The 22,913-nt window shown below is 40.5% G+C and carries 23 protein-coding genes; 14 read left to right on the top strand and 9 right to left on the bottom strand.

What is annotated here, in order from left to right; all coding sequences use genetic code 11:
* Positions 1 to 88: 88 nt before the first annotated feature.
* Positions 89 to 643 (bottom strand): short-chain dehydrogenase, encoded by a 555-nt coding sequence (locus ACT3S9_RS16670; RefSeq protein ID WP_441993450.1) that lies wholly within the window; start codon positions 641 to 643, stop codon positions 89 to 91.
* A gap of 221 nt (positions 644 to 864) precedes the next feature.
* Here ACT3S9_RS16670 and arfB point away from each other — a divergent pair, with 221 nt between their 5' ends.
* Positions 865 to 1,278, top strand: a complete 414-nt coding sequence (gene arfB / locus ACT3S9_RS16665) for an alternative ribosome rescue aminoacyl-tRNA hydrolase ArfB (protein ID WP_441993442.1) — start codon at positions 865 to 867, stop codon at positions 1,276 to 1,278.
* A 195-nt stretch (positions 1,279 to 1,473) separates the two neighbouring features.
* Here the strand turns inward: arfB and hemH are convergent, their stop codons facing one another.
* Positions 1,474 to 2,493 (bottom strand): ferrochelatase, encoded by a 1,020-nt coding sequence (gene hemH, locus ACT3S9_RS16660; RefSeq protein WP_441993440.1) that lies wholly within the window; start codon positions 2,491 to 2,493, stop codon positions 1,474 to 1,476.
* A 292-nt stretch (positions 2,494 to 2,785) separates the two neighbouring features.
* Here hemH and ACT3S9_RS16655 point away from each other — a divergent pair, with 292 nt between their 5' ends.
* Together ACT3S9_RS16655 and arfA are read left to right on the top strand one after the other, a co-directional pair.
* Positions 2,786 to 3,439 carry a UPF0149 family protein gene (locus ACT3S9_RS16655; RefSeq protein ID WP_441834403.1) on the top strand — a complete coding sequence of 218 codons (654 nt, stop codon included), beginning with the start codon at positions 2,786 to 2,788 and terminating at the stop codon, positions 3,437 to 3,439.
* A gap of 84 nt (positions 3,440 to 3,523) precedes the next feature.
* Positions 3,524 to 3,724, top strand: a complete 201-nt coding sequence (gene arfA, locus ACT3S9_RS16650; RefSeq protein ID WP_441993438.1) for an alternative ribosome rescue factor ArfA — start codon at positions 3,524 to 3,526, stop codon at positions 3,722 to 3,724.
* A gap of 230 nt (positions 3,725 to 3,954) precedes the next feature.
* Here arfA and ACT3S9_RS16645 read toward each other — a convergent pair whose 3' ends face one another.
* The 3 genes from ACT3S9_RS16645 to ACT3S9_RS16635 form a co-directional block, all read right to left on the bottom strand.
* Positions 3,955 to 5,460, bottom strand: a complete 1,506-nt coding sequence (locus ACT3S9_RS16645) for a phospholipase effector Tle1 domain-containing protein (protein ID WP_441995137.1) — start codon at positions 5,458 to 5,460, stop codon at positions 3,955 to 3,957.
* A 215-nt stretch (positions 5,461 to 5,675) separates the two neighbouring features.
* Positions 5,676 to 6,980 (bottom strand): NAD(P)/FAD-dependent oxidoreductase, encoded by a 1,305-nt coding sequence (locus ACT3S9_RS16640; protein ID WP_441993434.1) that lies wholly within the window; start codon positions 6,978 to 6,980, stop codon positions 5,676 to 5,678.
* Between the two features lie 173 nt (positions 6,981 to 7,153).
* Positions 7,154 to 8,371, bottom strand: coding sequence for an IS4 family transposase (locus ACT3S9_RS16635; RefSeq protein ID WP_301562640.1), 1,218 nt, complete (start codon positions 8,369 to 8,371; stop codon positions 7,154 to 7,156).
* A 168-nt stretch (positions 8,372 to 8,539) separates the two neighbouring features.
* On the opposite strand from ACT3S9_RS16635, the gene ACT3S9_RS16630 reads away from it, so the two are divergent.
* The 9 genes from ACT3S9_RS16630 to corA all read left to right on the top strand — a co-directional run bounded on the left by ACT3S9_RS16630 (position 8,540) and on the right by corA (position 16,653).
* The gene (locus ACT3S9_RS16630) at positions 8,540 to 10,489 is read left to right on the top strand and encodes a RecQ family ATP-dependent DNA helicase (RefSeq protein WP_441993124.1); all 1,950 of its coding nucleotides are present in this window, start codon (positions 8,540 to 8,542) and stop codon (positions 10,487 to 10,489) included.
* Between the two features lie 45 nt (positions 10,490 to 10,534).
* On the top strand, positions 10,535 to 10,861 hold the full coding sequence (locus ACT3S9_RS16625; protein ID WP_441993122.1) for a YkgJ family cysteine cluster protein: 327 nt from the start codon (positions 10,535 to 10,537) through the stop codon (positions 10,859 to 10,861).
* An 89-nt stretch (positions 10,862 to 10,950) separates the two neighbouring features.
* Positions 10,951 to 11,331, top strand: a complete 381-nt coding sequence (locus ACT3S9_RS16620) for a VanZ family protein (RefSeq protein ID WP_441993121.1) — start codon at positions 10,951 to 10,953, stop codon at positions 11,329 to 11,331.
* 111 nt (positions 11,332 to 11,442) lie between these two features.
* Positions 11,443 to 11,652 carry a winged helix-turn-helix domain-containing protein gene (locus tag ACT3S9_RS16615; RefSeq protein ID WP_444751124.1) on the top strand — a complete coding sequence of 70 codons (210 nt, stop codon included), beginning with the start codon at positions 11,443 to 11,445 and terminating at the stop codon, positions 11,650 to 11,652.
* Positions 11,653 to 11,977: 325 nt separating this feature from the next.
* Positions 11,978 to 12,778 carry an undecaprenyl-diphosphate phosphatase gene (locus tag ACT3S9_RS16610; RefSeq protein ID WP_089369072.1) on the top strand — a complete coding sequence of 267 codons (801 nt, stop codon included), beginning with the start codon at positions 11,978 to 11,980 and terminating at the stop codon, positions 12,776 to 12,778.
* A gap of 9 nt (positions 12,779 to 12,787) precedes the next feature.
* On the top strand, positions 12,788 to 13,756 hold the full coding sequence (locus ACT3S9_RS16605) for a calcium/sodium antiporter (RefSeq protein ID WP_441993119.1): 969 nt from the start codon (positions 12,788 to 12,790) through the stop codon (positions 13,754 to 13,756).
* 70 nt (positions 13,757 to 13,826) lie between these two features.
* On the top strand, positions 13,827 to 14,678 hold the full coding sequence (locus ACT3S9_RS16600) for a mechanosensitive ion channel family protein (RefSeq protein ID WP_192542466.1): 852 nt from the start codon (positions 13,827 to 13,829) through the stop codon (positions 14,676 to 14,678).
* Positions 14,675 to 15,697 carry an FAD:protein FMN transferase gene (locus ACT3S9_RS16595; RefSeq protein WP_441993117.1) on the top strand — a complete coding sequence of 341 codons (1,023 nt, stop codon included), beginning with the start codon at positions 14,675 to 14,677 and terminating at the stop codon, positions 15,695 to 15,697. Before ACT3S9_RS16600 ends, ACT3S9_RS16595 begins: the two co-directional genes overlap by 4 nt.
* A complete protein-coding gene (gene corA, locus ACT3S9_RS16590; protein WP_244181082.1) occupies positions 15,664 to 16,653 on the top strand; it encodes a magnesium/cobalt transporter CorA in 990 nt (329 codons plus the stop codon). The genes ACT3S9_RS16595 and corA overlap by 34 nt, the downstream gene beginning before the upstream one ends.
* 36 nt (positions 16,654 to 16,689) lie before the next feature.
* Here corA and ACT3S9_RS16585 read toward each other — a convergent pair whose 3' ends face one another.
* The 4 genes from ACT3S9_RS16585 to ACT3S9_RS16570 all read right to left on the bottom strand — a co-directional run bounded on the left by ACT3S9_RS16585 (position 16,690) and on the right by ACT3S9_RS16570 (position 20,663).
* A complete protein-coding gene (locus tag ACT3S9_RS16585; protein WP_115121843.1) occupies positions 16,690 to 16,902 on the bottom strand; it encodes a hypothetical protein in 213 nt (70 codons plus the stop codon).
* Between the two features lie 272 nt (positions 16,903 to 17,174).
* Positions 17,175 to 18,539 carry a TrkH family potassium uptake protein gene (locus ACT3S9_RS16580; protein WP_089369077.1) on the bottom strand — a complete coding sequence of 455 codons (1,365 nt, stop codon included), beginning with the start codon at positions 18,537 to 18,539 and terminating at the stop codon, positions 17,175 to 17,177.
* Positions 18,540 to 18,542: 3 nt separating this feature from the next.
* Positions 18,543 to 19,196 carry a potassium channel family protein gene (locus ACT3S9_RS16575; protein ID WP_441992819.1) on the bottom strand — a complete coding sequence of 218 codons (654 nt, stop codon included), beginning with the start codon at positions 19,194 to 19,196 and terminating at the stop codon, positions 18,543 to 18,545.
* 12 nt (positions 19,197 to 19,208) lie between these two features.
* On the bottom strand, positions 19,209 to 20,663 hold the full coding sequence (locus tag ACT3S9_RS16570) for a TrkH family potassium uptake protein (RefSeq protein ID WP_441834412.1): 1,455 nt from the start codon (positions 20,661 to 20,663) through the stop codon (positions 19,209 to 19,211).
* A 189-nt stretch (positions 20,664 to 20,852) separates the two neighbouring features.
* Between ACT3S9_RS16570 and ACT3S9_RS16565 the strand changes: the two genes are divergently transcribed.
* Positions 20,853 to 22,190, top strand: a complete 1,338-nt coding sequence (locus tag ACT3S9_RS16565; protein ID WP_441834413.1) for a DUF4118 domain-containing protein — start codon at positions 20,853 to 20,855, stop codon at positions 22,188 to 22,190.
* Entirely contained in the window at positions 22,183 to 22,851 is a 669-nt protein-coding gene (locus tag ACT3S9_RS16560; protein WP_441834414.1) for a response regulator, read from the top strand. The genes ACT3S9_RS16565 and ACT3S9_RS16560 overlap by 8 nt, the downstream gene beginning before the upstream one ends.
* The last annotated feature ends 62 nt before the right edge of the window (positions 22,852 to 22,913 follow it).

Raw genomic sequence — 22,913 nt, 5'->3', positions numbered from 1 at the left:
GCAAGATGTCAAAGATTATATCTTGGTTGTAGGCAATAAAAAAGCGACCGAAGCCGCTTGATTTTTATTACTCAGCGATGAGAATAAATTATTTAACCATCGCAAATAATTTTTGAAGCTGTGGCATATATTCTTGTACTAAGCTTACATTGCTTTCGCTTACTTCTGTAGAGCTATCAGCAGTACTTGTAGAACCACCAAGTGAACTCATCATAGAGCTTGCGCTTGAAGCTGATGAGTTACCTGAGCTTTTAATGCCACCCATTAACTCGTTTACTTTAGCTTTGTTTTCGTCAGATAAACCTGATTTTAAGTTCTCTAAGTAAGCCATTGAAACTTCGCTACCTACAGATACAAATTCTTCAGGTGTAAAGCCATACTCAGCAGTTAATGCTGAAAACTGTTTATATAAATCGTTATCTTTAAGCATACTCAATGCACTTGTCGCCATGCTTGAATTGCCTTCACTGCTACCTAGCATGCTTGCAAGGTTTAAATTGTCAAGTGCAGGTTGATCTTGCGACCATTGTGCTACAGCTGGGAGTGCTTCCATATAGCCTTGTAGTTCACTTTCAGTGATATCTTCAGCAATGCTTGAAAAGCTCATGGCTAATAACCCTAGAGAGAGTAATATTTTTTTCATGTTTAAATCCTTTGTTTTTAATATGCTAAATAGATCATTTTAAATTAAGTTTAAATAGACTCACTATGCTAATTAAATTTGAGCATGCTGACATGTAATATTCATTACACTTAAAAAGAGCAAGCTTAATTATAAAATTAAGTTAGCAAAATACCCAGCGCTATTTTGGACTATACCCTAAAAATGATACAATGCAATTTTGAAGCAAGCAGCTGAACACAATGTTAATTATTTCAAATACCGTAACAATTGATGAGTGGGAAGTCGAACTTTCTGCTATTCGCGCTCAAGGTGCCGGTGGACAAAATGTTAATAAGGTCGCTAGTGCTATCCATTTACGTTTTGATATTAATCGCTCAAAGTTACCTGAATTTTATAAAGAGCGTTTGCTAAAGCTTAATGATAACCGACTAACAAAAGACGGCGTTATCGTCATTAAAGCCCAAAGCCATCGTACCCAAGAATTAAACCGAGAAGATGCATTAGCGCGTTTAAAAGAGTTAATTGTCAGTGCTACAAAAGTACAGCGAGCGCGAAAACCTACAAAGCCTAGCCGTAACTCTCAACGCAAACGTATGGATAGTAAAACTAAGCATGGCAATACAAAAGCATTGCGCGGTAGCGTTAAGCTTTAATCTGCATTATACGGTACTTGCCCTTACGCGAGCTTGAGCCGACTCCATACGTTCATGTTAATCACTTTTTCTGCAATTTCAGCAACTTCTTGTTCGTTAAACGCTTAGTGCGGGTTTTAAAATCTAACAATTATAAATGTTACGGCCTAGTTTGTTTATTATGTAACAGACTGGGCCGTATCACGGTGCTAACGGTTACAGCATCGGTTTTAACACATCAAATAGAGCTGCAATGTGATCGTCTCTGTCATTAAGTGCTTTTATATAGCGATATTTTTTGCCGCCAGCGTGTTCAAAAATTTCGCGGTTTTCGCCTTCAAGTTCTTCAAGTGTTTCTAAACAGTCGGCGCTAAAAGCAGGGCTGACTATAGCCACATCGTCAATCCCTTCTTTTGGAAAGCTTTCTAGGGTGACATCGGTATACGGTTTTAACCATTCTGCTTTACCAAAGCGACTTTGAAAAGTACTCATAAATAGGTCTTTGTCCAGCGAGAGCTTTTCAGTAACTAAGCGGGTGGTTTGTAAACACAAGCAATGGTATGGGTCGCCATTATCTAAAAATAACTTTGGCATGCCGTGATACGAAAAGACCAATTTTTGCGGGGTGCCATTAGCTTGTAAGTCTTCACTTATGCTGTTGGCTAGTGACTCAATGTATTGTTCATTTTTATGGTAACCATTTATAAAATGCAGCTCGGGCACCCAGCGCCATTTTTTTAATACCTTAGCAACCGCGTCAAAGGTCGAGCCGGTGGTTGGGCTTGAATATTGAGGATAAAGCGGCAAGACAATAATGCGGGTTAAGCCTTTGTCGCGTAGTTCTTCAAGGCCTGCTTCAATGGAAGGGTTTCCATAACGCATTGCCATTACTACTTCGGTATTTGTATAACCTTGTTGTTGTAATAGCGTATTGAGTTTGTCGCGTTGCAAGCGGGTAATATGTGTGAGTGGCGAGCCATTGTCGGTCCAAATACTTTTATATAATTTCGCGGAGCGCTTAGGGCGTACACGTAAAATAATACCGTGTAGAATCATCAGCCAAATTAAACGCGGAATTTCTACAATGCGCGGATCGGATAAAAACTCTCGAAGGTATATCCTTAAAGCTTTAGCCGTCGGTGCATCTGGGCTGCCTAAGTTAGTCAGTAAGATGCCCGTTTTTTGATTAAAACGGTCATCGTGAGGGTTGTCGGTTACGGCTGAAAATCGCGACACGCAAAGCTCCTATTGAGTAAATAAAATAAAACTTAATTATTACAGCTTAGCTATTATAACGAGCTAATGCTTATTTGTGATCACTTTCTGGTGTTGATTTGATCATGACTCTAAATAGGGAGGTTTTTTTAGCTTAAAACTGCTGTCACTTTACACTTTATTTTTTATTAAACACATGGCTTTTAGAGGTGTTAATAAGTTAGTGGTAACATCTCAAGGGCTAACCTGAACTTGCAATACATACTCAATTAGCTAGGGTAAGAATGTAATTATATTTTAATTAAGGGCTGTTATGCTCAACTCAAAAAGTATATCGGTTTTAGAATCATTTTTAGACACACAAACACATGATAATAAAGTAACTATTGATCACGTTGTGGGTTTTTTGAGTGGCTTACTTGCCTGTTCAGAATTTTTTGGAGAGGCTGAGTTAGCCCATTATATTAGTGATGATTGTGACGGTGTTTATAATCAGTTGATGAGCGATACGCCGGAGCGTGGGGCGTTGATTGATATACTCGATAGTATTACCGATGCTCAAGTGGCGCAGAGTAACTTATTAGCTGCACTTTATCCCCATGATGAAAATGAAAAATCACCTAGTGAGCCATTACAAAACTGGTGTAGTGGTTACTTAGCTGCTTATTTAGTTAACCAAGAAGTGTGGCAACTTGATTTTAACTTTTTACTGTCATTAGAAACTAGTGATGATCAAAAGCGAAAAGATGAAAGCCAGCAATTTGTAGATAACTTTGAAGTGACATTAAGTTTATTGGCTACTTTTGCTATGTGGCAAGAAGCCCAAAGTGAACACCCCAATCCAGAAACCTTAATAGATGGATTTACATTGTTATATACGCGTTTAGACGAAAGCTTAACTGTTATTGCCTCAATGGCATTAATGTTAGAGGATGATAAGCTCGAACAATGGGAAGAGGAAGGTTAGAGATTACGGTTTGCTGCTTTAAAAAAACATTTGTGTTTTTTTACGTTAGGCATACAATCCGCACAACTAAATTAGGAGCAATCAATGAGTAAAAAGAAAGCAAAACCAGTTCAATCAACATCATCTGTTGATACCGGTCGTGGTGTAATTAAAGACAATGCATTAGCTGCATTGGTTACCTCAAAAGTTTTTAAGCCACAAATTGTCAGTGCTAAAAAAGGCAAAGGTGCTTACAAGCGTAAAAGTAAACATTCAGGACAAGAGTCCTATTTAATCGCTGCTTAAAAAAAGCGTTGATTAAATAGGGCTCTGCGATTGACCTCTACGGTGCATAGAGCAATGTAATACTGCCAACTAACGATAAGTAGAATTGTCTAGATGGTTGTGATTGTCAGCGTAGAGTATAAAAGCTAAGTGGCAGACTCAAGGTAATGAGCTTGATCAAATAGGTGCTTAATTTAATGTTTAGCCTACGCTTAGACTAAATGTCATGAGTTTAAGTCATAATTTAAACATTACCCTAGCCGTTTAACGCTTAGTTTTATACTTCCTGCATTTGCGCCATAAAAACGCATTAAATCATTTGCAAAGGGGGTAAATTCACCTGATTGAGTTATTTTAAAATCGCCGCCATCAGCAATTTCAAATGCGTGATCATCTGTATTTGCTATTGCGCCTATTAAAGAAAACCACGGCGCATGGGTTAGTCGTCTAAAAGGTTCAAGTAATGCCATGGGGATTTCTTTTACCCCTAGTTTTATCTCATCGCGACTCCAACCTTCAGGCCCACATTGAATGCCATCGTCATACCAGGTTTGATTATCAAGTGCTCTAAAACGATAAGTAGCGCCTTGCTCTAGCATTAATCCCGTGGTGTTATATTGCTCTGCAGCATACACTGTGACTTGTTTACTTTCACCAACTTGTAAAATGGTCATGTTTTGATTTTCAAGCGCAATATGCTCACTAAGGCCAGTAAAAGCGAGGAGGGTGTGGTCATTGTATTGAATATTATAACGCGTGTTTTTTAACGATTCTGGACGGTAACTAGATAAATGATAGATACGTGTCGTAACGCTTTGGTGTACTGTTGGCAAAACTGTACTGGGTTCGTCATCAACAAGGACACAGCATTCACGGTCAATAAGCTTAAATAATGGGTTAAACCAAAAGTAATTTTGTTGGTGGCTTAATGCTAGTGGATCTGGGGCGATGGTGACATCGTCTTTTGCTATTAATGCCGCATTAATATGCTCAGTTAATGTGGAGTAGTCAATCTGTTGACTGGTTAAAAAGTCTAAACCAATGGCTTGTTTAAGTAGCCATTCAATGCTGTAGCGCAAGCAAATATCAGCCAAACCATCGCGGTAGTATCCGCCACCAATATCTGAATGGGCGCCCGCAAACCATATTTCGTGAACATTTTGTTGTTGGTTGATAAGAGTGGGTTCAAAGGCTCGACGTTTTTCATCAAGTGCCACACAATGTAGCGCAGAGTTAATATTATGCGCTAATGTGTGGTTTTCAAAAATCACATGTTCGGCTCCACGCGTTGCTTTAGTTATTTTGGATAAACCAATCGAGGCAACTGTATCAAAGACACACAAATAAACGTCTTTGCTAATAAGTGGCTCTAAACATTTTGCAAAGCGTCTGGCAAGTGCCGCGCCGCGACTAAAACCCGTTAGTAATACTTTATCGCCTAGTTCGTAGTGATGTTTAAAATCATCAATAGCTTGGTTTAAAATACTGCTTACATCGTCAGTGCGCGGAGCTAAAGATTGGTTCAAAATGCGTTTTAGACGGCTACCCTTAGTACCAATGCCTTGATAATAAAAGCTTCGTTGTTGAATGAAGGGAGTTTCTGACTGGTTATTGAGTTGGCCACCGAGTAGTAAGTGGAGTTTTAAAATATTAGAGATACTGGCATCTTCTTTAAAGTTAGCAGAGCTAAATTGTTCTGCATCCCGGGGTTCACTACCTGTACCATCAAAGTTGAAAATCAGCGTTTTAGCCGTCATAGCATCATTCCTTTTACGTGGTTTTTCTAGGGGCGACTAACTCTTTGTTACCTATATTTATGTAGGTAAGGCGCGTGAGCAGGACGCGAAAGCTTTGCTAGAATTTTCCTTAGCCCTTTTGAACAAATATTAAACCTGCAAGGTCAACAGACCTTAATCTACACCGCAAATATTAAAAATTAAAGACAGTGAAACGCTCACTGTCTTTTCATGCTTTAATGCAACTTCATTTTTGGCCTAACTACGCGCAGAACTTTTTCGCTGATCCATAGAGCAAAGGTTTTTGCACTGCCATGAATAGCTCGTTGGTGCATTCGATAAAGCGAAATATACATAAAGCGCGCTATTTTACCTTCAATAAAAAAGCTATTACTGGTTAAGTTTCCCATCAAGCTGCCAACAGTACTATAGCGAGATAAGTTAACTAGTGAGCCATGGTCGCTATATTTAAAGCCATTTAATGGTTGCTGGCGAAGCGTTGCAATCAAGTTCTTTTCAACGCATTGCGCCATTTGATGCGCTGACTGCGCACGTGGTGGGACAAGCTTGCCATCTTCTTGGGTGAATGCGCAGCAATCACCAAGCACATAAATTCGTTCGTCACAGCTACTTTGTAAATAGTCATTAACCATGATTTGATTATTACGAGTAAGCTCAAAAATGCCTAATTCTTTAACAAAATCCGGCGCCTTTACGCCTGCAGCCCAGACCATAATATCGGCGTTAATTTGTTCTTCATCTTTAGTTATAAAGCCGGTTTTGACCGCTTCTTTTACTTGGGTGTTTTCACGTACGGTTACGTCAAGCTTTAGTAGCTCACGCTTTGCTGCGCTGGCAATTCGCTCGGGAAGCGCAGGTAGTATTCTTGGTCCGGCTTCAATTAAATGAATATGCAAACGTTTAGCCGACATGTTGGTAAGGCCGTAAACTTTTAATAGCTCAGATACATGGTAAAGTTCAGCCGAAAGCTCAACACCCGTTGCGCCACCACCAACAATGGCAATATCTAATGCGTGCTGTGGATCATCGTCTTGATGTAAGCGAGTAAAGTTATCAAGTAAAGCATGTTGAAAACGCTCAGCTTGTTGGTTTGAATCAAGATAAAAACAATGATCTTTAATACCTGGGGTATTGAAATCGTTACTGACACTACCAATAGCAATCACTAAATAATCGTAGTGAACTTGTCGTTCAGGCAAAATTTGATGACCTAACTCGTCATTAAGGGCGTTTAAGGTAATGGTTTTATCGTTATTATTAAGGCCACTAAAAGTGCCGAACTGAAAGTTATAATGATGTTTTGCGGCATGGGCAGAGTAAACAACGCCATCTAAGTCAGCATCTATTGAACCTGTCGCTACCTCATGCAGGAGGGGCTTCCATATGTGAGTGCGGTTTTTATCAATCAGCAGGATATCTGCTTGTTTTTTCTTTCCTAGTTTATGTCCTAATTGGGTTGCTAGCTCTAAGCCGCCAGCGCCGCCACCGATGATCACGATTTTAGGATGTGTAGTTATCATTATGTTGCCCTCAAAAAGTAGTGTACCTAAGTAGTCTGAGTAAACTACTTAGGTACAGCGCCTAAAAGGGCTGTACCTTAGCAACCATGCAATTGTGCGCCTTTAAAAATGAAAAGGCAAAGAAATCAACTGCTAAAAAAGGTAACATGCTAAGGGATCCCCAGAAATAATCATTAAGTTTCAATTACATCACTCACATCCATATTTTTCCAATCGAGTTGCACTACCACCTGTACGAAATAGGCTAGTCCTGCCAAATAATCTCGCCGTCGCAGTTTAATGGACTGTTTTTTGAAGTATCGCAGCCCAACAAATGCCCATGACACTACTCGTCTTTTTTTGGTTGAATTAGCTTGAAAAGCGCCTGTCTTTCCTGCTTTGTCTATCACTGCCCCCAGCATCATTGAGAACCAATGAGCCAGTGTGGCAAGCAGCAACAGTATGTCTAATCGATAGAGTTTGTTTGTCCTGTGCAGATCTGAGCCTAAGCCGAACCTAACACTTTTTTGATCTCGAAATCCTGCTTCTATCTGCATTCTCATACCATATAATTTGAGTACTTTTTCGAGAAAGTGGTGCCTCTTTGGAAGTGAAGAAACGAGTAGCCAAGGCTCCTTATAACCACGTTTTTTATCTCTTTTTAATAACTTATGTCCCTTGCCAACCAGCACTGCATGAGTTTGATATTTTGCACTTTTGGTCAACTCGGTCGCGCCAAGATACTGGCTCTTACGTTGATTGCTCTTGAATAGTGACTGGCATGGAACAAACTCATCGCTGCCCTGCGTTTTCAAATGTGCCGTACCTCGAACACGGCTAATATAATGCCAGCCATTGTTTCGCACGGCTTTGAGCCAAGGAACTTTAAAGCCCGCATCCGTCACAATGACGGGCCGGCAGTCACCCGGCAAAATCAGTTTGAGCATCTTTAAGAACCGTTTTTGAACTTTTGGGCAATGATACTGAAAACTGAATGCACTTTCCTGATACAGGGTCAAAGAACGACCTTCACTGGCAATGCTGGCACGCAGAATACAGTATTTGGTTTGTGTATCTGCATGACTCCAATCAACCAAAATGACGGGATGCTTTTCAGTGACCACAAAACGGCTTAAGCGAACATAAACCGATGTCGACTCACGCAAAAGCTCGTGGTTATTGAGTAGTCGATCAATACGTTTAATATCATGTTTTTCAGTTGTTTTTGAATCCAAATTGCGACCAATAGATGTCAAGGTGCATTGCTGACAGTGCAAAAGAGATTTAACGGCAGCGACTAGAGTATTAAATCTGGCTTTATGAATAGAGTTAGGGGTGACAGCGCGGAGCATATTGTGCAAAATAGTAGACGCATTCATGGTGTTTAGTTCTGTTGTTTTTAAGCGATTCATAAGATCACAAAACACCATGAATGTTCCCTCACTACCCATATTTTTTAACACTATTAGTTCATTGATATATAAAGGCTAATTTTGGGGATACTTTAGGGTAACATGGCAAAAGCTAAAATCTATGACTATCATTTCCTACGTTAGGGAATTTTTAACACAGGGAATATTATGCACGCCTCATTAATTTCATCACTTGAGCAGCACTTTGGCTTTAGCCAGTTTCGCCAAGGCCAGCAGCAAACCATCGAGCAACTTTTAAATAATCAGTCATCATTGGCAATTTTTCCTACTGGCTCTGGTAAGTCTTTATGTTATCAATTAACTGCGCTGCATTTACCTAATTTAACCTTAGTCGTTTCACCGTTATTAGCGCTAATGAAAGATCAAATTAGTTTTTTAAATAATAAAGGTATTTATGCCGCGAGCCTAGATTCAAGTCAAACCAGCGAGCAAAGCCACGCAGTTATGAGTGATGTACGCAGTGGTAAAGTTAAAATTTTAATGGTGTCAGTTGAGCGTTTTAAAAATGAACGCTTCAGGGAATTTATCAATCAAGTCGCAATTTCTATGTTAGTGGTTGATGAAGCGCACTGTATATCAGAATGGGGACATAACTTTAGGCCTGACTATTTAAAGCTGCCTCGGTATCGTGACGAACTAAAAATCCCATTGGTGCTATTACTAACGGCCACCGCCACTAAAAAAGTAAAACGCGATATGAGCGAACGTTTTGCGATTGCTCCTGAGTGTATTGTGCAAACTGGCTTTTATCGTAGTAACTTAGACTTATCGGTTTTAAGTGTTAAAACTACCGACAAAGCGAATACCCTTGCAAGCCTTGTAAAAGAACAGCAAGGCCCTGGTATCGTATATGTGACTCTACAACATAGTGCAGAGCAAGTCGCTACAGAGCTTAGCCGTCAGGGCTTACAGTCTGTGGCTTATCATGCTGGGCTTGAAGATACTCTGCGCTACAGTATTCAAGATGATTTTATGACGGGTAAAATAAATGTAGTTGTGGCGACTATCGCCTTTGGCATGGGCATTGATAAATCAGATATTCGCTTTGTTATTCACTATGATTTACCCAAATCAATCGAAAATTACAGCCAAGAAATTGGCCGTGCTGGACGTGATGGCAAGCCTTCAAATTGTTATACATTGGCAAACCTTGATGGCTTAAACACCGTTGAGAATTTTGTTTATGGCGACACCCCTGAGCTTAGTGGCATTGAGCATATAATTAATGATATTCGCCAGCACCAAGACGATCATTCAAAAGAAAATCAGCAATGGGAAATGCAAGAGTACAGTTTATCGAGCGACAGCAATATTCGTCAGTTAGCCCTAAAGACCTTATTAGTACAGCTTGAAATGCAAGGCGCAGTGACACCACTTTATGCTTATTACGCAGACTTTAAATATAAGTTTTTAGTCGATAAAAACCAATTGCTTAGTCATTTTGATGAGCCGCGCCAAGGGTTTTTAAATTTAATCTTTAGTCATACTCAATTTAAAAAAATTTGGGGCACTCTCAATTTCGACACACTCACCCAAGCGGCCCAAGTTGATAGAAAACGCGTAGTAGCGGCGCTTGATTATTTGGCGGAAAAAAACTTAATTGCACTTGAAACTAAACGTATCACTCAAGTATATGAAGTGCATAATGAGGTTATTAATAACCCAGATCTCGTTCAGCAATTACACCATTATTTTGTTGAAAAAGAGCAAGCGGAAATTAAACGTATTGCAGCGCTTATTCGCTTTTTTGAACTAAAAAGTTGTTTAAGTTATAACTTAGCGCGCTATTTTGACGATAACCAAGCGCCTGAGCAATGCGGGCATTGCTCAGTGTGCCGAAATCAAGCTGTGACTCTTGAGTATTCATTACAACACAGTTTTGTTGCGGATGCGGTTATTTATGAAAAAGTTGATGAGTTACTTAGTCACTTAGCGAGTAAAGGAATTAACAACATAGGACTTGAAACACAATGTCGTTTTTTGGCGGGCATGAGTGTCCCGTTATTTGCTCGCAATAAAGTACGTCAGTTAAGTGGTTTTGGGTTGTGCGAGCAACAGCGATATAGTGAAATTAAAACAAAATTACTGGCACGTTAAACTCACTCAGGTATCCTAGTGGCTTATTCTTAAAAGTAAGCCACTATGCCTCATATTGTTACCCCCAGCGAAAATATTATTCCTATTAAAACACTCAGCAACACGCCAGAGCCAGTTACCTGCGCTAATTGCCAAGCTTGTTGCTGTCAATTAGAAGTGCGAATAGTGACCGACACTGGTGTGCCATTTCATTATATTGAGTATGATAAATGGGGCAGTGAAGTGATGAAACGCGCAGATGATGGCTGGTGCCAAGCACTCGACCGCAATACCTTAATGTGCTCAATCTACGAAAACCGCCCGTTGGTATGCCGCGAATTCGCAATGGCATCGGACGAGTGCATCACCGAGCGTGACCTTGCAGGGATCTGATGGTTGTTCTCAACAGCATATCACTAAGTTATTGAATCATAATCGCTATTCGGCTATGGTTGGTAACTCAATAAAAACATTAAAAAATCATGCATAAATTAATCACTATTGTGTCAGTTACTTTTCTTGGCTTTATTATATGGGTCATATATCAAGCTAATACGGGGCAACATAGTATTTTCTTTGAGCTTGTTAGAAGTATCCCTTATGGCGATAAAGTAGGGCACTTTTGTTTATTTGGTTTGCTTGCTTTAGGTGCTAATTTTGCGTTTAAGCTAAAATCATATTCAGTATTGTCATGCAATTTGTATATTGGTTCGAGCGTCGTGTTTCTATTCGTTTTATTGGAAGAACTAAGCCAATACTATATACCAAGCAGAACCTTAGACATTACAGATTTGCTTGCCGATATGTTAGGTATCCTCACTTTTAGTTTGATAACCAAGCTGATAAATAAAGCTTCGCGATGACGAGTTTTGTTAGCTTACATTAGTTGATTACTGCAAATGAACAGCTTTTCCCTGCGTAGCAAGCGCTTAAACTATCATGGTTAATTTTTGGCTGTGTGCCATAAGTTAATAGTGGGTGTCTGTGTAAGTAACCCTCAACATCGACAATGTGTTATTACCCAAAAACAGCTGTTAGAACATATTTGGGGGCCAAGTCATGCACAAAATACCCATTATTTACGTATTGTGGTTAGTCATATTCGCCATAAATTAGGCGATGACCCAACCACGCCACGTTATTTGATCACCGAAGCGGGTATCGGCTATCGCTTAATGTTGTAAAGTTGTGTGTTCTATAGCAAGTCAAAGATGAGCCAACATACTGCGTGCAGATTCAATACTTATTACTAAGTTGTAAATAAGTATAAATGATTATACCATATATCTCTAACCTTAGGGGAGTAGTCTCTCAGCTCTACTGAGATAATCGTCAACAGTCCCCGAACAGCAGTTCGTGGCGGTTATGTCCAAATCGGATTGACAAGACTTAAGGCAAGTGTCGCTCTCGGGGTGGAGGGTTTCGCTTGTCTTCGTTCCTGCCGCCCCAAGGAACTGTTCATGAATATATTCAAAAGCCAATGCGTACGCCCTAATACAGGGGATATGCATGGATTCTATTAATGCTATTTTACTTGGCATCGTTCAAGGTATTACAGAATTTTTACCGATTTCTAGTTCTGCTCATTTGATTTTGGCACCCTTGTTCGCTGGATGGCAAGACCAAGGCGTAGCATTTGATCTTGCAGTACATGTTGGAACGTTGTTTGCTGTACTGCTTTATTTTAGAAAAGATGTTAAAGAATTAACCCGAGATGGATTGTTGTCGTTACAACATCGTCAATGTGTTGGACAGGGAAAGCTCGCGTTTTTTATAATGGTTGCAACCATTCCCGCTGTATTAGCTGGGTTATTGTTGATGGATCTTATCGATAATCAACTGCGCTCAGTAGCTATTATTTTTGCCACTACATTGTTCTTTGGTCTTTTATTGGGATGGGCTGATTGGAAACCCAATAAACAGCGTCAGTTAGACGATTTGAAATTCAAAGATGTGCTTTTTATCGGCGTCGCGCAAGCGGTTGCGCTCATTCCTGGCACGTCACGCTCTGGGGCTACCATTACCATGGCTTTGTTGCTGGGACTAAGCAGAGAAGCCTCGTCTCGCTTCTCCTTTTTGTTAGCAATACCCATAACTGCGCTCGCCTCTGCCGCAAAACTGATAGATGTCGCTCAGTCAAACGCAAGTGTTGACTGGCTGGCTTTCCTTATTGGGGGCATTACATCATTTTTGATGGCATTAACAGCAATTCACTTTTTCTTAAAATGGTTAAATCAGTTTGGTATGTGGCCCTATGTCATATATCGCATCCTCTTAGCCGGCCTAATTTACTTTTTCTTTTTAACGTAAGGTAACACGATGACCCTCGCGATTTTGGCCATCTTCGGTGGCTTTATTTTATTGGTTTGGAGCGCTGACCGCTTCGTTGAAGGAGCGGCCGCGACTGCAAAATATGCTGGCATGCCGTCACTGCTAATTGGAATGGTCATTGTTGGTTTCGGTACGTCTGCGCCTGAAATGGTGGTCTCTGCCATGGCGGCCATTGATGGCAATCCTGATTTGGCCCTTGGTAATGCGCTGGGTTCAAATATTGTTAATACCGGATTGATACTGGGTATTACCGCCATTATTACGCCAATTTTAGTGCAGTCAAAAATAGTCAGAAAAGAAATCCCATTATTATTACTGATAAGTTTAGCGCTGGGTTATTTTCTTTGGGATGGCGCGTTAACTCGTGTTGAATCAATCCTTCTTTTGGTAGGTTTTTTTACCTTAATTGGCTGGAGCATATACTCTGCCATGAAAGGCAAAGGAGACATATTAGAAGGCGAAATGGACCAAGAACTGGCAGAACACGCCATGCCGATAAAAAAGGCGGTTTTTTGGCTAGTACTTGGGCTGGTATTACTGATAGTGAGTTCGCGAGTACTTGTCTGGGGAGCGGTTAGTATTGCAGAAGCACTGGGTGTGAGTGATTTAATTATCGGTTTAACAATTGTCGCATTGGGCACCTCGCTACCTGAATTAGCCGCATCCATCATTGCGGTTAGAAAAGGTGAGCATGACATCGCTATTGGCAATGTGGTGGGGTCGAACATGTTTAACTTACTGGCAGTAACCGGTATTGCCGGAGTCATATCACCCATGACTAATTTGTCTTCTGATGTGCTATCTCGCGACTGGTTGGTTATGATGGGCTTGACACTCGCGTTACTATTCATGGCGTATGGCTTTCGTGGCGCTGGACGGATTAACCGATTTGAAGGTGCGGGCTTGTTGGTCGCATTTTGTGCTTACAATGTCTGGTTAGTTTCGTCTGTTATTTGATAACGACATTTAAAAATTAAGAAATTTGCATTTGAATTCGGTTCAAATGCATATAAAGAAAGAGATATATATGAAAGATTCACTTATTCAATTTTGGCAAAGTCATTCTGAGACAATAATAGCACTCGGTTATAATTTAATTTTAGCGATAGTTATTTTGGTGGCTAGCTCATTGATAGCAAGAGCAGTACGCAAAGCGATTCAAAACACTAACTCTAAGTTGAATAAAGTCGACGCGACCCTGATACCAATCTTTTCAGTGGTTGCCAGCTACGCGGTATATGTCATCGGCGGTGTATTTATTTTAGACATCTTTGGTGTAAATACTGCCAGCCTTATCGCTTTAGTTGGTGCGGCAGGTTTGGCAGTTGGTCTTGCGCTTAAAGATACACTCAGCAACATCGCTGCTGGGATCATGCTTTTGATATTACGACCTTTTAAAACTGGCGATTTTATCGAGTTTGGTTCAACTCAAGGGACAGTAAAAGAAATCAGTTTATTCACTACAGTGCTTGAAACCATAGATGGCTTGTATATTGCTTCACCCAATAGCGTTTTGTGGGGAAATAACATTAAAAACTTTACTCGCAATGGTAAACGCCGCATGGATATTGTTGTGGGTATTTCCTATTCAGACTCGATAGATGACGGGTTTAAAATATTGCAGGCGGTAGCAGCAAATGAATCAAGATTGATGACTGATCCAGCGCCTCAAGTCATGGTTGCATCCATGGCCGATAGTGCGGTAAATATTCAGCTTAGAGCATGGGCAACCAATGAAAACTATTGGTCTGCTTATTGGGATTTGAATAAACAAGTAAAAGAAGCCATTGAAGCCGCTGGCCTGACGATCCCTTTTCCACAACGCACATTGCACGTTGTTTCTGAGCAACATTTATCCACCGTAAAGGATAAGTCATGAAGCGATTAACCTTTGTGCTGTTGGCCAGCTTAATGCTTGGCTTGGTGGCGTGTTCTAAGCCTGTTGAGGTACAAATGTTAAGTGGCGCTGCACAAGGCACCACTTGGCACGTTTCAGTGTGGAGCAACTCCGCAATTGATACAGAAAGATTACAGGAAGAGATAGAAGCTGAGTTACTGCGAATTGATAAAATGATGTCGAATTACCATTCAGACTCAGTCATTGAGCAGTTTAATCGCAGTGAAAACCCTCAAGCTATTGAAGTTGGGGAAGAAATTGTCAGCTTGGTTAACATTGCTCGACAAGTGAGTCAGGCAACCAATGGCTGCTATGACTTGACCGTTAAGCCGCTCTTTGATTTGTGGGGGTTTAGCAAAGATGTATTTAATGCCCCCTCTGAAACAGACATCCAAAATGCCATAAAAAAAATTGGCCTAAGTTATCTTACTTCACCAACACAAACCAGCCTGTTAAAAAAACAGCCAGAATTAAGTGTTGATCTATCCTCGATAGCACAAGGTTATAGTGTATCACGTATTGCAAAGGTAGTTGAGAGCGCTGGAATAACCGATTACCTAGTTGAAATAGGTGGTGAGATGCAAACTCGCGGGCACAAACCAGATGACTCGTTCTGGCGCATTGCGATAGAACGCCCCTTACCTGGCGATAGGGTTGTTCAAAAAGTGATTGATATTAAGCAGGATGATTCAATTGCTATTATGACGTCAGGCACTTACCGACACTACTTCGATGAACAAGGCAAGCGCTTTAGTCATGTTTTGGATGCACGAACAGGCAAACCGGTTACTCACTCTACCTTATCTGTTACTGTACTTCATGACGACCCCACGCAAGCAGATGCGTGGTCAACAGCCCTACTGTGTCTCGGTGAAAGTGACGCTATACGAGTCGCTAACGAACATGGCGTTGCCGCTTTTATTGTGAGGGAAGAGAAGGGTTCGCTAATCGAGAGCAGCAGTAATGCGTGGAATACGATGAAAAATATAGGGGTAAACTGATGTTAAGACTATTCTCAATTCATCAGAATGTTATTCAGGAAATTGAACATGATGCTGAAAATCTATCTAGTGTCATAAATGGCGCGCAATGGATTGATGTTCATGAGCCTAATGAATTTGATCGTTCGTTATTGATGGAGCTATTGCATACAGAGCTTCCTGAATCCAACGATATTGAAGAGATTGAAGCATCAGCACGCTGTTTTGTTGATAAATCCGGTATTCATATCCATTCGTTGTTTATGACGCAGTCTGAGGGACGTCATCAGACGGTAAGTGTTGCGTGTATTTTACAGAAAGAACGATTGATCACGATCCGCGATGGCGATATTGCAGACTTTCGTTTGCTGAGAATGCGAGCGCGTCGTGGGCAAGTGGAGTCCCGTTCGCCGCAAGACTTGCTAGTGACATTATTGGAACAAAAAGTTGAGAATCACGCTGACTCGCTGGAAGACTTACATCGAGAGTTAGAGGCCGTAAGCTATTTAGTATTGGAAGATGAGACATCCGAACTGGAAGACGCAATAGGAAAGCTGGCTAGACTGGAAGACACAAATGGTAAAATCCGTCTGTGTTTAATGGATACACAACGAGATATCTCATTTTTACTCAGGCACTTGACTGTTCAATCGTCAGAACAGGAAACGCTTAGAGAAATCATGCGGGATATTGAGACCTTGATGTCACATACCACCTTTTTATTCGATAAAATCAATTTTTTGATGGATTCAACACAAGGTTTTATCAATATAGAACAAAATAAAATTATAAAGATTTTTTCTATTGCAGCCGTCGTGTTTTTGCCTCCAACGCTTATCGCTAGTATGTATGGGATGAATTTTGAATTTATGCCAGAGCTTAAGTGGGCATTCGGTTATCCATGGGCTATTGGGTTAATGATTGCTGCGGGTTTTTCACCTTACTTGTATTTTAAACGCAAGGGGTGGCTTAAATAATGGAATTGTGAATAGTAAATAAGCTGGCTCAGCTTCTTAGTCCAAGATGGCCATAAACACTGGCCAATTTCTTGTGATTAGTTCGTTTGACGTCAAACTAATTTTATTTTGCAAAACTTGAAGCAGTGGCGTTTTCCCCAGTGTGGTTTGCAGAAAACGCTTGTTTTTCTCCTGCGAACTTTCCACCATAACGGCGCAACAATTCAAAACAGCCCAAGCAAAGTGAATATTAATATGCTTTATATTCATGATTTTTTGTTCTGAAAATAATGTCTAAATGAACTGACCGATACACAAGACTTCAACAACTAATAGGGCGCTTTTTATGATAACAATAAAAATACCTGGCGGGACAACTAAGATTATAACAGACAACGTTGCTAGCCCTTTTTATTAACAATGTATTACAACCCTTGTCCTAAAATTATTTTTTCGTCTTTGTGATATTTTATTTTAAACGGGTATTGTTTGGTATTTGGACAACTCGGGTAATTTGATAAGGCTAATTACCCGAGTTTTAGTTAACCAATAGAGAGTTGCGCGCTTGGGTACCTTAGTTTTTTACTACGTGGACTTGCTAAAAAATAGGCGATTGTTAGCGGACCTATTCTGCCCATAAACATTAAAAACATAATGATAAATTCACCTATTGGTGACAGCGAACCTGTTAAACCTCGAGATAAGCCAACAGTGCCTATTGCTGATACCGCTTCGAATGCAATATCAATAAAAGGTGCATCTTCGACTAACAATAAAACGAAAATAGCAAGCCAGGTAACTCCTGCAGAAATAATAGTTAAAGCTAATGCTTTATACACAGATTCTTTGTCTATTTCTCGGCGTAACACAGTGATCCCTTTATCACGTCTGAGGTAGCTATAGGTTGCTAATATTAAAACAATAAACGTAACGACCTTTATGCCACTTGCGGTACTCAAAGAGCCGCCACCAATAAACATAAGCATCATAGTTAAAGCGGTGCTGGCATTTTTTAATTCTTCAATAGCAATGGTATTGAATCCCGCAGTACGGGGAGTGACAGCTTGAAACCAAGCAGCTAACCATTTACCTACTTCAGACAGTGGTTGCAGTGTTTTTGGATTATCGTATTCAATCGCGTAAATAAGCAATAATGCAATAACGTTAATAATAACTGTGCTGATCAACATTAATTTACTGTAAGTACATAGTTTTGCCCAACGTTTCGATTTATATAAGTCCATTAATACGGTAAAGCCTAAACCACCAATTATAAACAAACCAGTTATAGTAAGGTTAATCACAGGGTCGGCCACATATGCCATTAAACTGTTTGGGCTCAATGCAAAGCCAGCATTATTAAAAGCACTAATAGTATAAAATACTGCATGCGCAAATGCTTTTAGCCAGCCCATTTCTTGGCCCCAATATAAGGTTAAAATGGTAATACCAAGGCTTTCTACTAGCAGTGAAAATAATAAAACTGACTTAGCAGTGCTGACCAAAGTAGAAGTATCGGTTTGATTATAAGCCGCTTTAGTAATAGTTTTTTGCATAAATCCGACTTTGTTACCAAGTGCTATCAGTGTGACCACAGCAAACGTCATCAGTCCTAAACCACCGAGTTGAATCAATAGTGCAATAACACCTTGCCCAAAGGCGGTAAACGCAGAGCCGGTATCCACAACAACCAACCCGGTTACAGTAACAGCAGACGTTGCCGTGAATAAACTTTGTTCCCAAGAAATAGGAATATGTGCAGCAAAAGGGAGTTTAAGTAATATTGCACCCAGCAATATTAAAAAAATAAAACCAGTGCTTAATATAACCGGAGGTGCGGCGTTTAATTTTTTATTTCCTCTTGGCTTTCGCTCAATTGGAGTTTGTAGGGGATGCCACTGAACCATAGTTTATACCAGCCTTGGTGCAATATGTTTTAATTCAGCTCTATTACCTGTTAATAGTAAACTATCGTGCTCCTGCAATCTAAAGTCGTGCTCGAGTTTAATGAATGTTTGTTTACCCCGTTTTACCAGCACCGGATCGATTTCGCCTTTAGTATCTTTTAGTAATTGCCCTAACGTTACATCCTGTAAGTTCGATTTTATATGAACTTCGACTACATATAAGCCATTACCCAGAGCAATATAATCGTTTACCATTGGATAGTTTAGCGCTTGCGCAACACGGACCCCCATTTCTTCCTCTGGATGAATAATGCGGCTAACCCCTAATTTTGAAATAATTGTGTGATGTGCTTTAGTGCCTGCTTTTACCCATATTTGTGCAACGGCTAAGTTCTTTAATGCTAAAGTACACAAAATACTTGATTGCATGTCTTCGCCAATCGCTACCAGTACTGCTTCACTATTTGCTAAATCTAGCTCCTTTAACGCCGCTTCATCCGTTGAGTCACACACCACTGTTTCAGATAAGTGCTCAACATATTTTTCGGCGAGTTTTGGGTTGCTATCAACGCCAGTCACTGTGTGTCCTAAATGGATCAACTCCAAGCTTGCTGCAATGCCAAAACGGCCTAAACCGATAACTGTAAAATGTGCCATAGTATTCCTTCGTTACTTTTTCCAAAAGCTGTGAGTAAAAAGTGCAAAAACAGTAAAATATTCTAACCGACCCACGATCATAGCGACCGAGAGTATCCAAATACCTGTATCTGAAACAGGTTGAAAGTTAGCGCCAACTTCACCAAATCCAGGGCCAAGCACATTGACGCATGCTGCTACCGCAGTAAATGCACTCCAAAAATCAAGGCCAGTTGCCATAAGCATTAATGTAAATAATAAGCTTGAACCAGCGGCAAAGGTCATAAATGCCATAATTGCATGACGTACATCTTCTTTAACGGGCGAGCCTTGATATTTAAGTGTAAATATTGCTCTTGGGTGAAGTAACTGCTTAATATTGTTATTAATCATTTTGCCAACAATAATGTTGCGGATTATTTTATTTCCGCCAGCGGTTGAACCTGCACAACCACCAAGGTAGCCTGCAATAACCAGTAAAAAACCGGCCTCAGTTGGCCAGTCAGTAAAGCTTGCTGCGCCATAACCTGTGCTGGTAATAAAAGAAATAATATGAAAAGTAGAAAAACTAAATGCTTCAAGTACATCTGAGTAGCTGTCTTTAAGCAGTAGCATAGCGGCTAAAATAACCGCTAAAAGCGCCACTATATAAATAAAATAACGTGTTTCTTCATCATGATAATAACTAGCAATGGCTCTTTTATGCGCCACTTTGAAGTGCAAGGCAAAGTTAATAGCTCCTGCAAGCATGAACAAATTAGCTATCCACAGCAGTAAATGGCTTTGGTAATACCACATACTTGCATCGTGGGTCGAAAAACCACCAGTTGAAACAGTGGTAAAGGCATGGGCAATTGCATCGTAAAAACTCATTCCGCCAGCATAATAAGCTAAACTACAAAGTACGGTGATAGCTAAATAAACACCCCATAAATAATGAGCGGTACTGGCAACACGCGGAGTTAGTTTTTCGTTTTTAATTGGTCCGGGGGTTTCTGCTTTTAATAATTTCATGCCACCAATATTCAACATAGGTAAAATAGCCACTACAAAAATTACAATGCCTAACCCGCCCATCCATTGTAGAAATTGTCTATACAATAAAAAGCTTGGAGGCATGTTGTCTAGCCCCGATAACACAGTTGCGCCAGTCGTCGTTAAAGCGCTGATCGATTCAAATAACGCATCACTAAAGTTAATGCCAGTGACGACTAAAATTGGAATGGCCCCCAACACACCTACTATAATCCAGGTTACGGTGGCGTATATGAGTGCATCTCTGAATGTTGCTGTGGTTAAATCCGTTTTTCGTAAATTGATCAGTAGCACTAAAGCAACGCAGAGCATTGTTGCAGCAGGAATAAGAAAAGCCCCAATAACCCGATCTTTAAAAATAAACAATGAAAGGGCGGCAAATACCAATTGTACAACCCCCATCCAAATAATTGGAAAGGCGAGTAGTCTTAAGGTGATTTTCCAATTTATCATCAATACGCCTTATCAAATACCTACACTAGGTAAGCAGCAATTACTAAAGTGGCGCTAAATATACGGTAGGAAATAGTAAAGTCAGCGTTGCAAAGCAAAGCTTTATAAAGATTTAATATATAGAGCAAAAAACTTTATAAAAACTTTATAGTCCCTGCCTAGTAATCACAGTAAGCTAAGAGGGAGTCTATGAAGAGCGATAAAATGAAGATAAAACAATACCTCAGTGCAATTGCTGCGAGTGTACTAATGCCAATACTGATTGTGTTGGCTATTTTTCCGGTGCGAGATTGGTTTACCACCACAGATATTGTGATGCTGCAATTATTGTGGGTTACTTTGGTGGCGCTGCGCAGTAATCGTCGTGTAGCGGCAATTACCACTTTAGTCAGTGTGGCCTGCACAGACTGGTTTTTTGTTACCCCGTATTTCACTTTTCATATTGAAAATATTGAGTATATGGTGACCTTTGCGGTCATGCTGATCGTGGGATTGGTGATAAGCCAATTAGCAGGTCAACTTACAAGTAAAATTAGTGATATTAAACGCCATGCCAGTAACACCAGTTGTTTGTATGAGCTTGCCAAAGGTTTAAATGGCCTCGATGAAATTGACCGTCAGCGCGACTATTTCCAAGCGGTAGTTGAGCAACACTTACAGATAGAACTTGATTGGCAACAAGCTAGAATGACTCAAAATGCACAATCAACACATTACTTTGCGATCGGTGAAGTTGATAGTCGTTGGGGCGGTTTTATAGCCTCAGAACCGCTTGATGAGGCGCAAAGTGCATTTTTAAATACTGCAATTTCAGTGCTATATCAGGCACATGAGAACACTCAGCTACGCCAACAGTCAGCTGCTATTTCTGTGCAAGCAGAACTCGAGAGAGCTAAAAACGCTTTATTGCGCAGTTTGTCGCATGATTTACGAACCCCGCTTGCAACGATCATGGGCGCATCGAGCATGCTCGCGGATGAAAACATTGTACTCACAGAGGCAATGGCTGCAGAGCAAGCGCGTAATATTTATGAGCAAAGTAAAATTCTTAACGAACATTTTGATAAAGTGATGGAGCTTAGTCGGGTCAATAAAATGGGCGAAGACTTAAAGTGGCAAGCCATTAGCTTGCAAACCTTGATCAGCGAAGCGCAAGCGCGACGTCAGCAGCTGTTATTTGATTTTCAGCTCGTCACTCAAGTAAGTGAACAAGACAGCTGCGAAGGGGATATCACCTTGCTTGAAATTGCTTTAGCGAATATGTTTGAGAATGCCAGCCGCTATGGTGATGGTCACGCGGATCTCAGCTTTCATTATCGGCAACATGCGCAGCAAGTTGACTATCAACTGTGCATTACTAATCGCTTAGCAAGCTCACTGCAATCAAGCACTGACCAAGGTGTTGGCTTAGGCAGTGTCATTTGTGATGTGGTGGCTAAATTTCACCACGGAAGTTTTACTTTAGATATTAATGAGCAGCAACAAAGTGCTACTGCCTGTTTAGTATGGAGTAAGTTAAATGATTAATATTTTAGCTTTAGAAGATTCACCACCACTGCAGAGCTTTTTAAAAACGTTATTAGCAGCCAGTGGTTATCAAGTGAGTGTGAGTGCTAAAGGGCTTGATGGTTTTGCGCTTTTAAGCGAACAAAGTTTTGATTTAGTGTTACTTGACTTAGGTTTACAAGATATGGACGGGCAAGATTGGCTGGTGGAACTTAGGCAGTGGAGCCAGTTGCCAGTGCTGGTACTCTCAGCACGCGATGGTGAAGTTGAAAAAGTCACCGCCCTTGATAATGGCGCTAATGATTACTTAACTAAACCTTTTAGTGCTAATGAATTACTGGCGCGAATTCGCGTGTTATTACGCACTAATACGCAAACGAGTTTAGCTTTAAACTGCGGCAATATTACCATTGATCCACATAAACACACTGTTACACTCGCGCAGCAAGAAGTTAAACTTACCAAAAAAGAATATGCAATTTTACTGTTAATGCTGCAAAACAAAGACAAAGTGCTTACTCACAATGCGATATTAAGTCATGTATGGGGGGAGCAGTATATTAACCGCCCTGAATATGTGCGTGTGCATATGGCTCAACTAAGGCAAAAGCTTGAAGCGAATCCCGCAACTCCAAAGCATTTACTTACAGAGCCGGCGGTAGGCTACAGGTTAGTTGATTGAGGAGGTTTGGGTATATAAAGCGTAAAGGGGCTTTACACCCCTTTTAAGCTAGCACTGGTAAG

Source organism: Pseudoalteromonas sp. AOP31-A2-14 (assembly GCF_052378035.1).
Taxonomy (GTDB): Bacteria; Pseudomonadota; Gammaproteobacteria; order Enterobacterales; family Alteromonadaceae; genus Pseudoalteromonas.
Note: the sequence above shows the minus strand (reverse complement) of the source record. Positions and strands in the feature narration are given on the sequence as shown.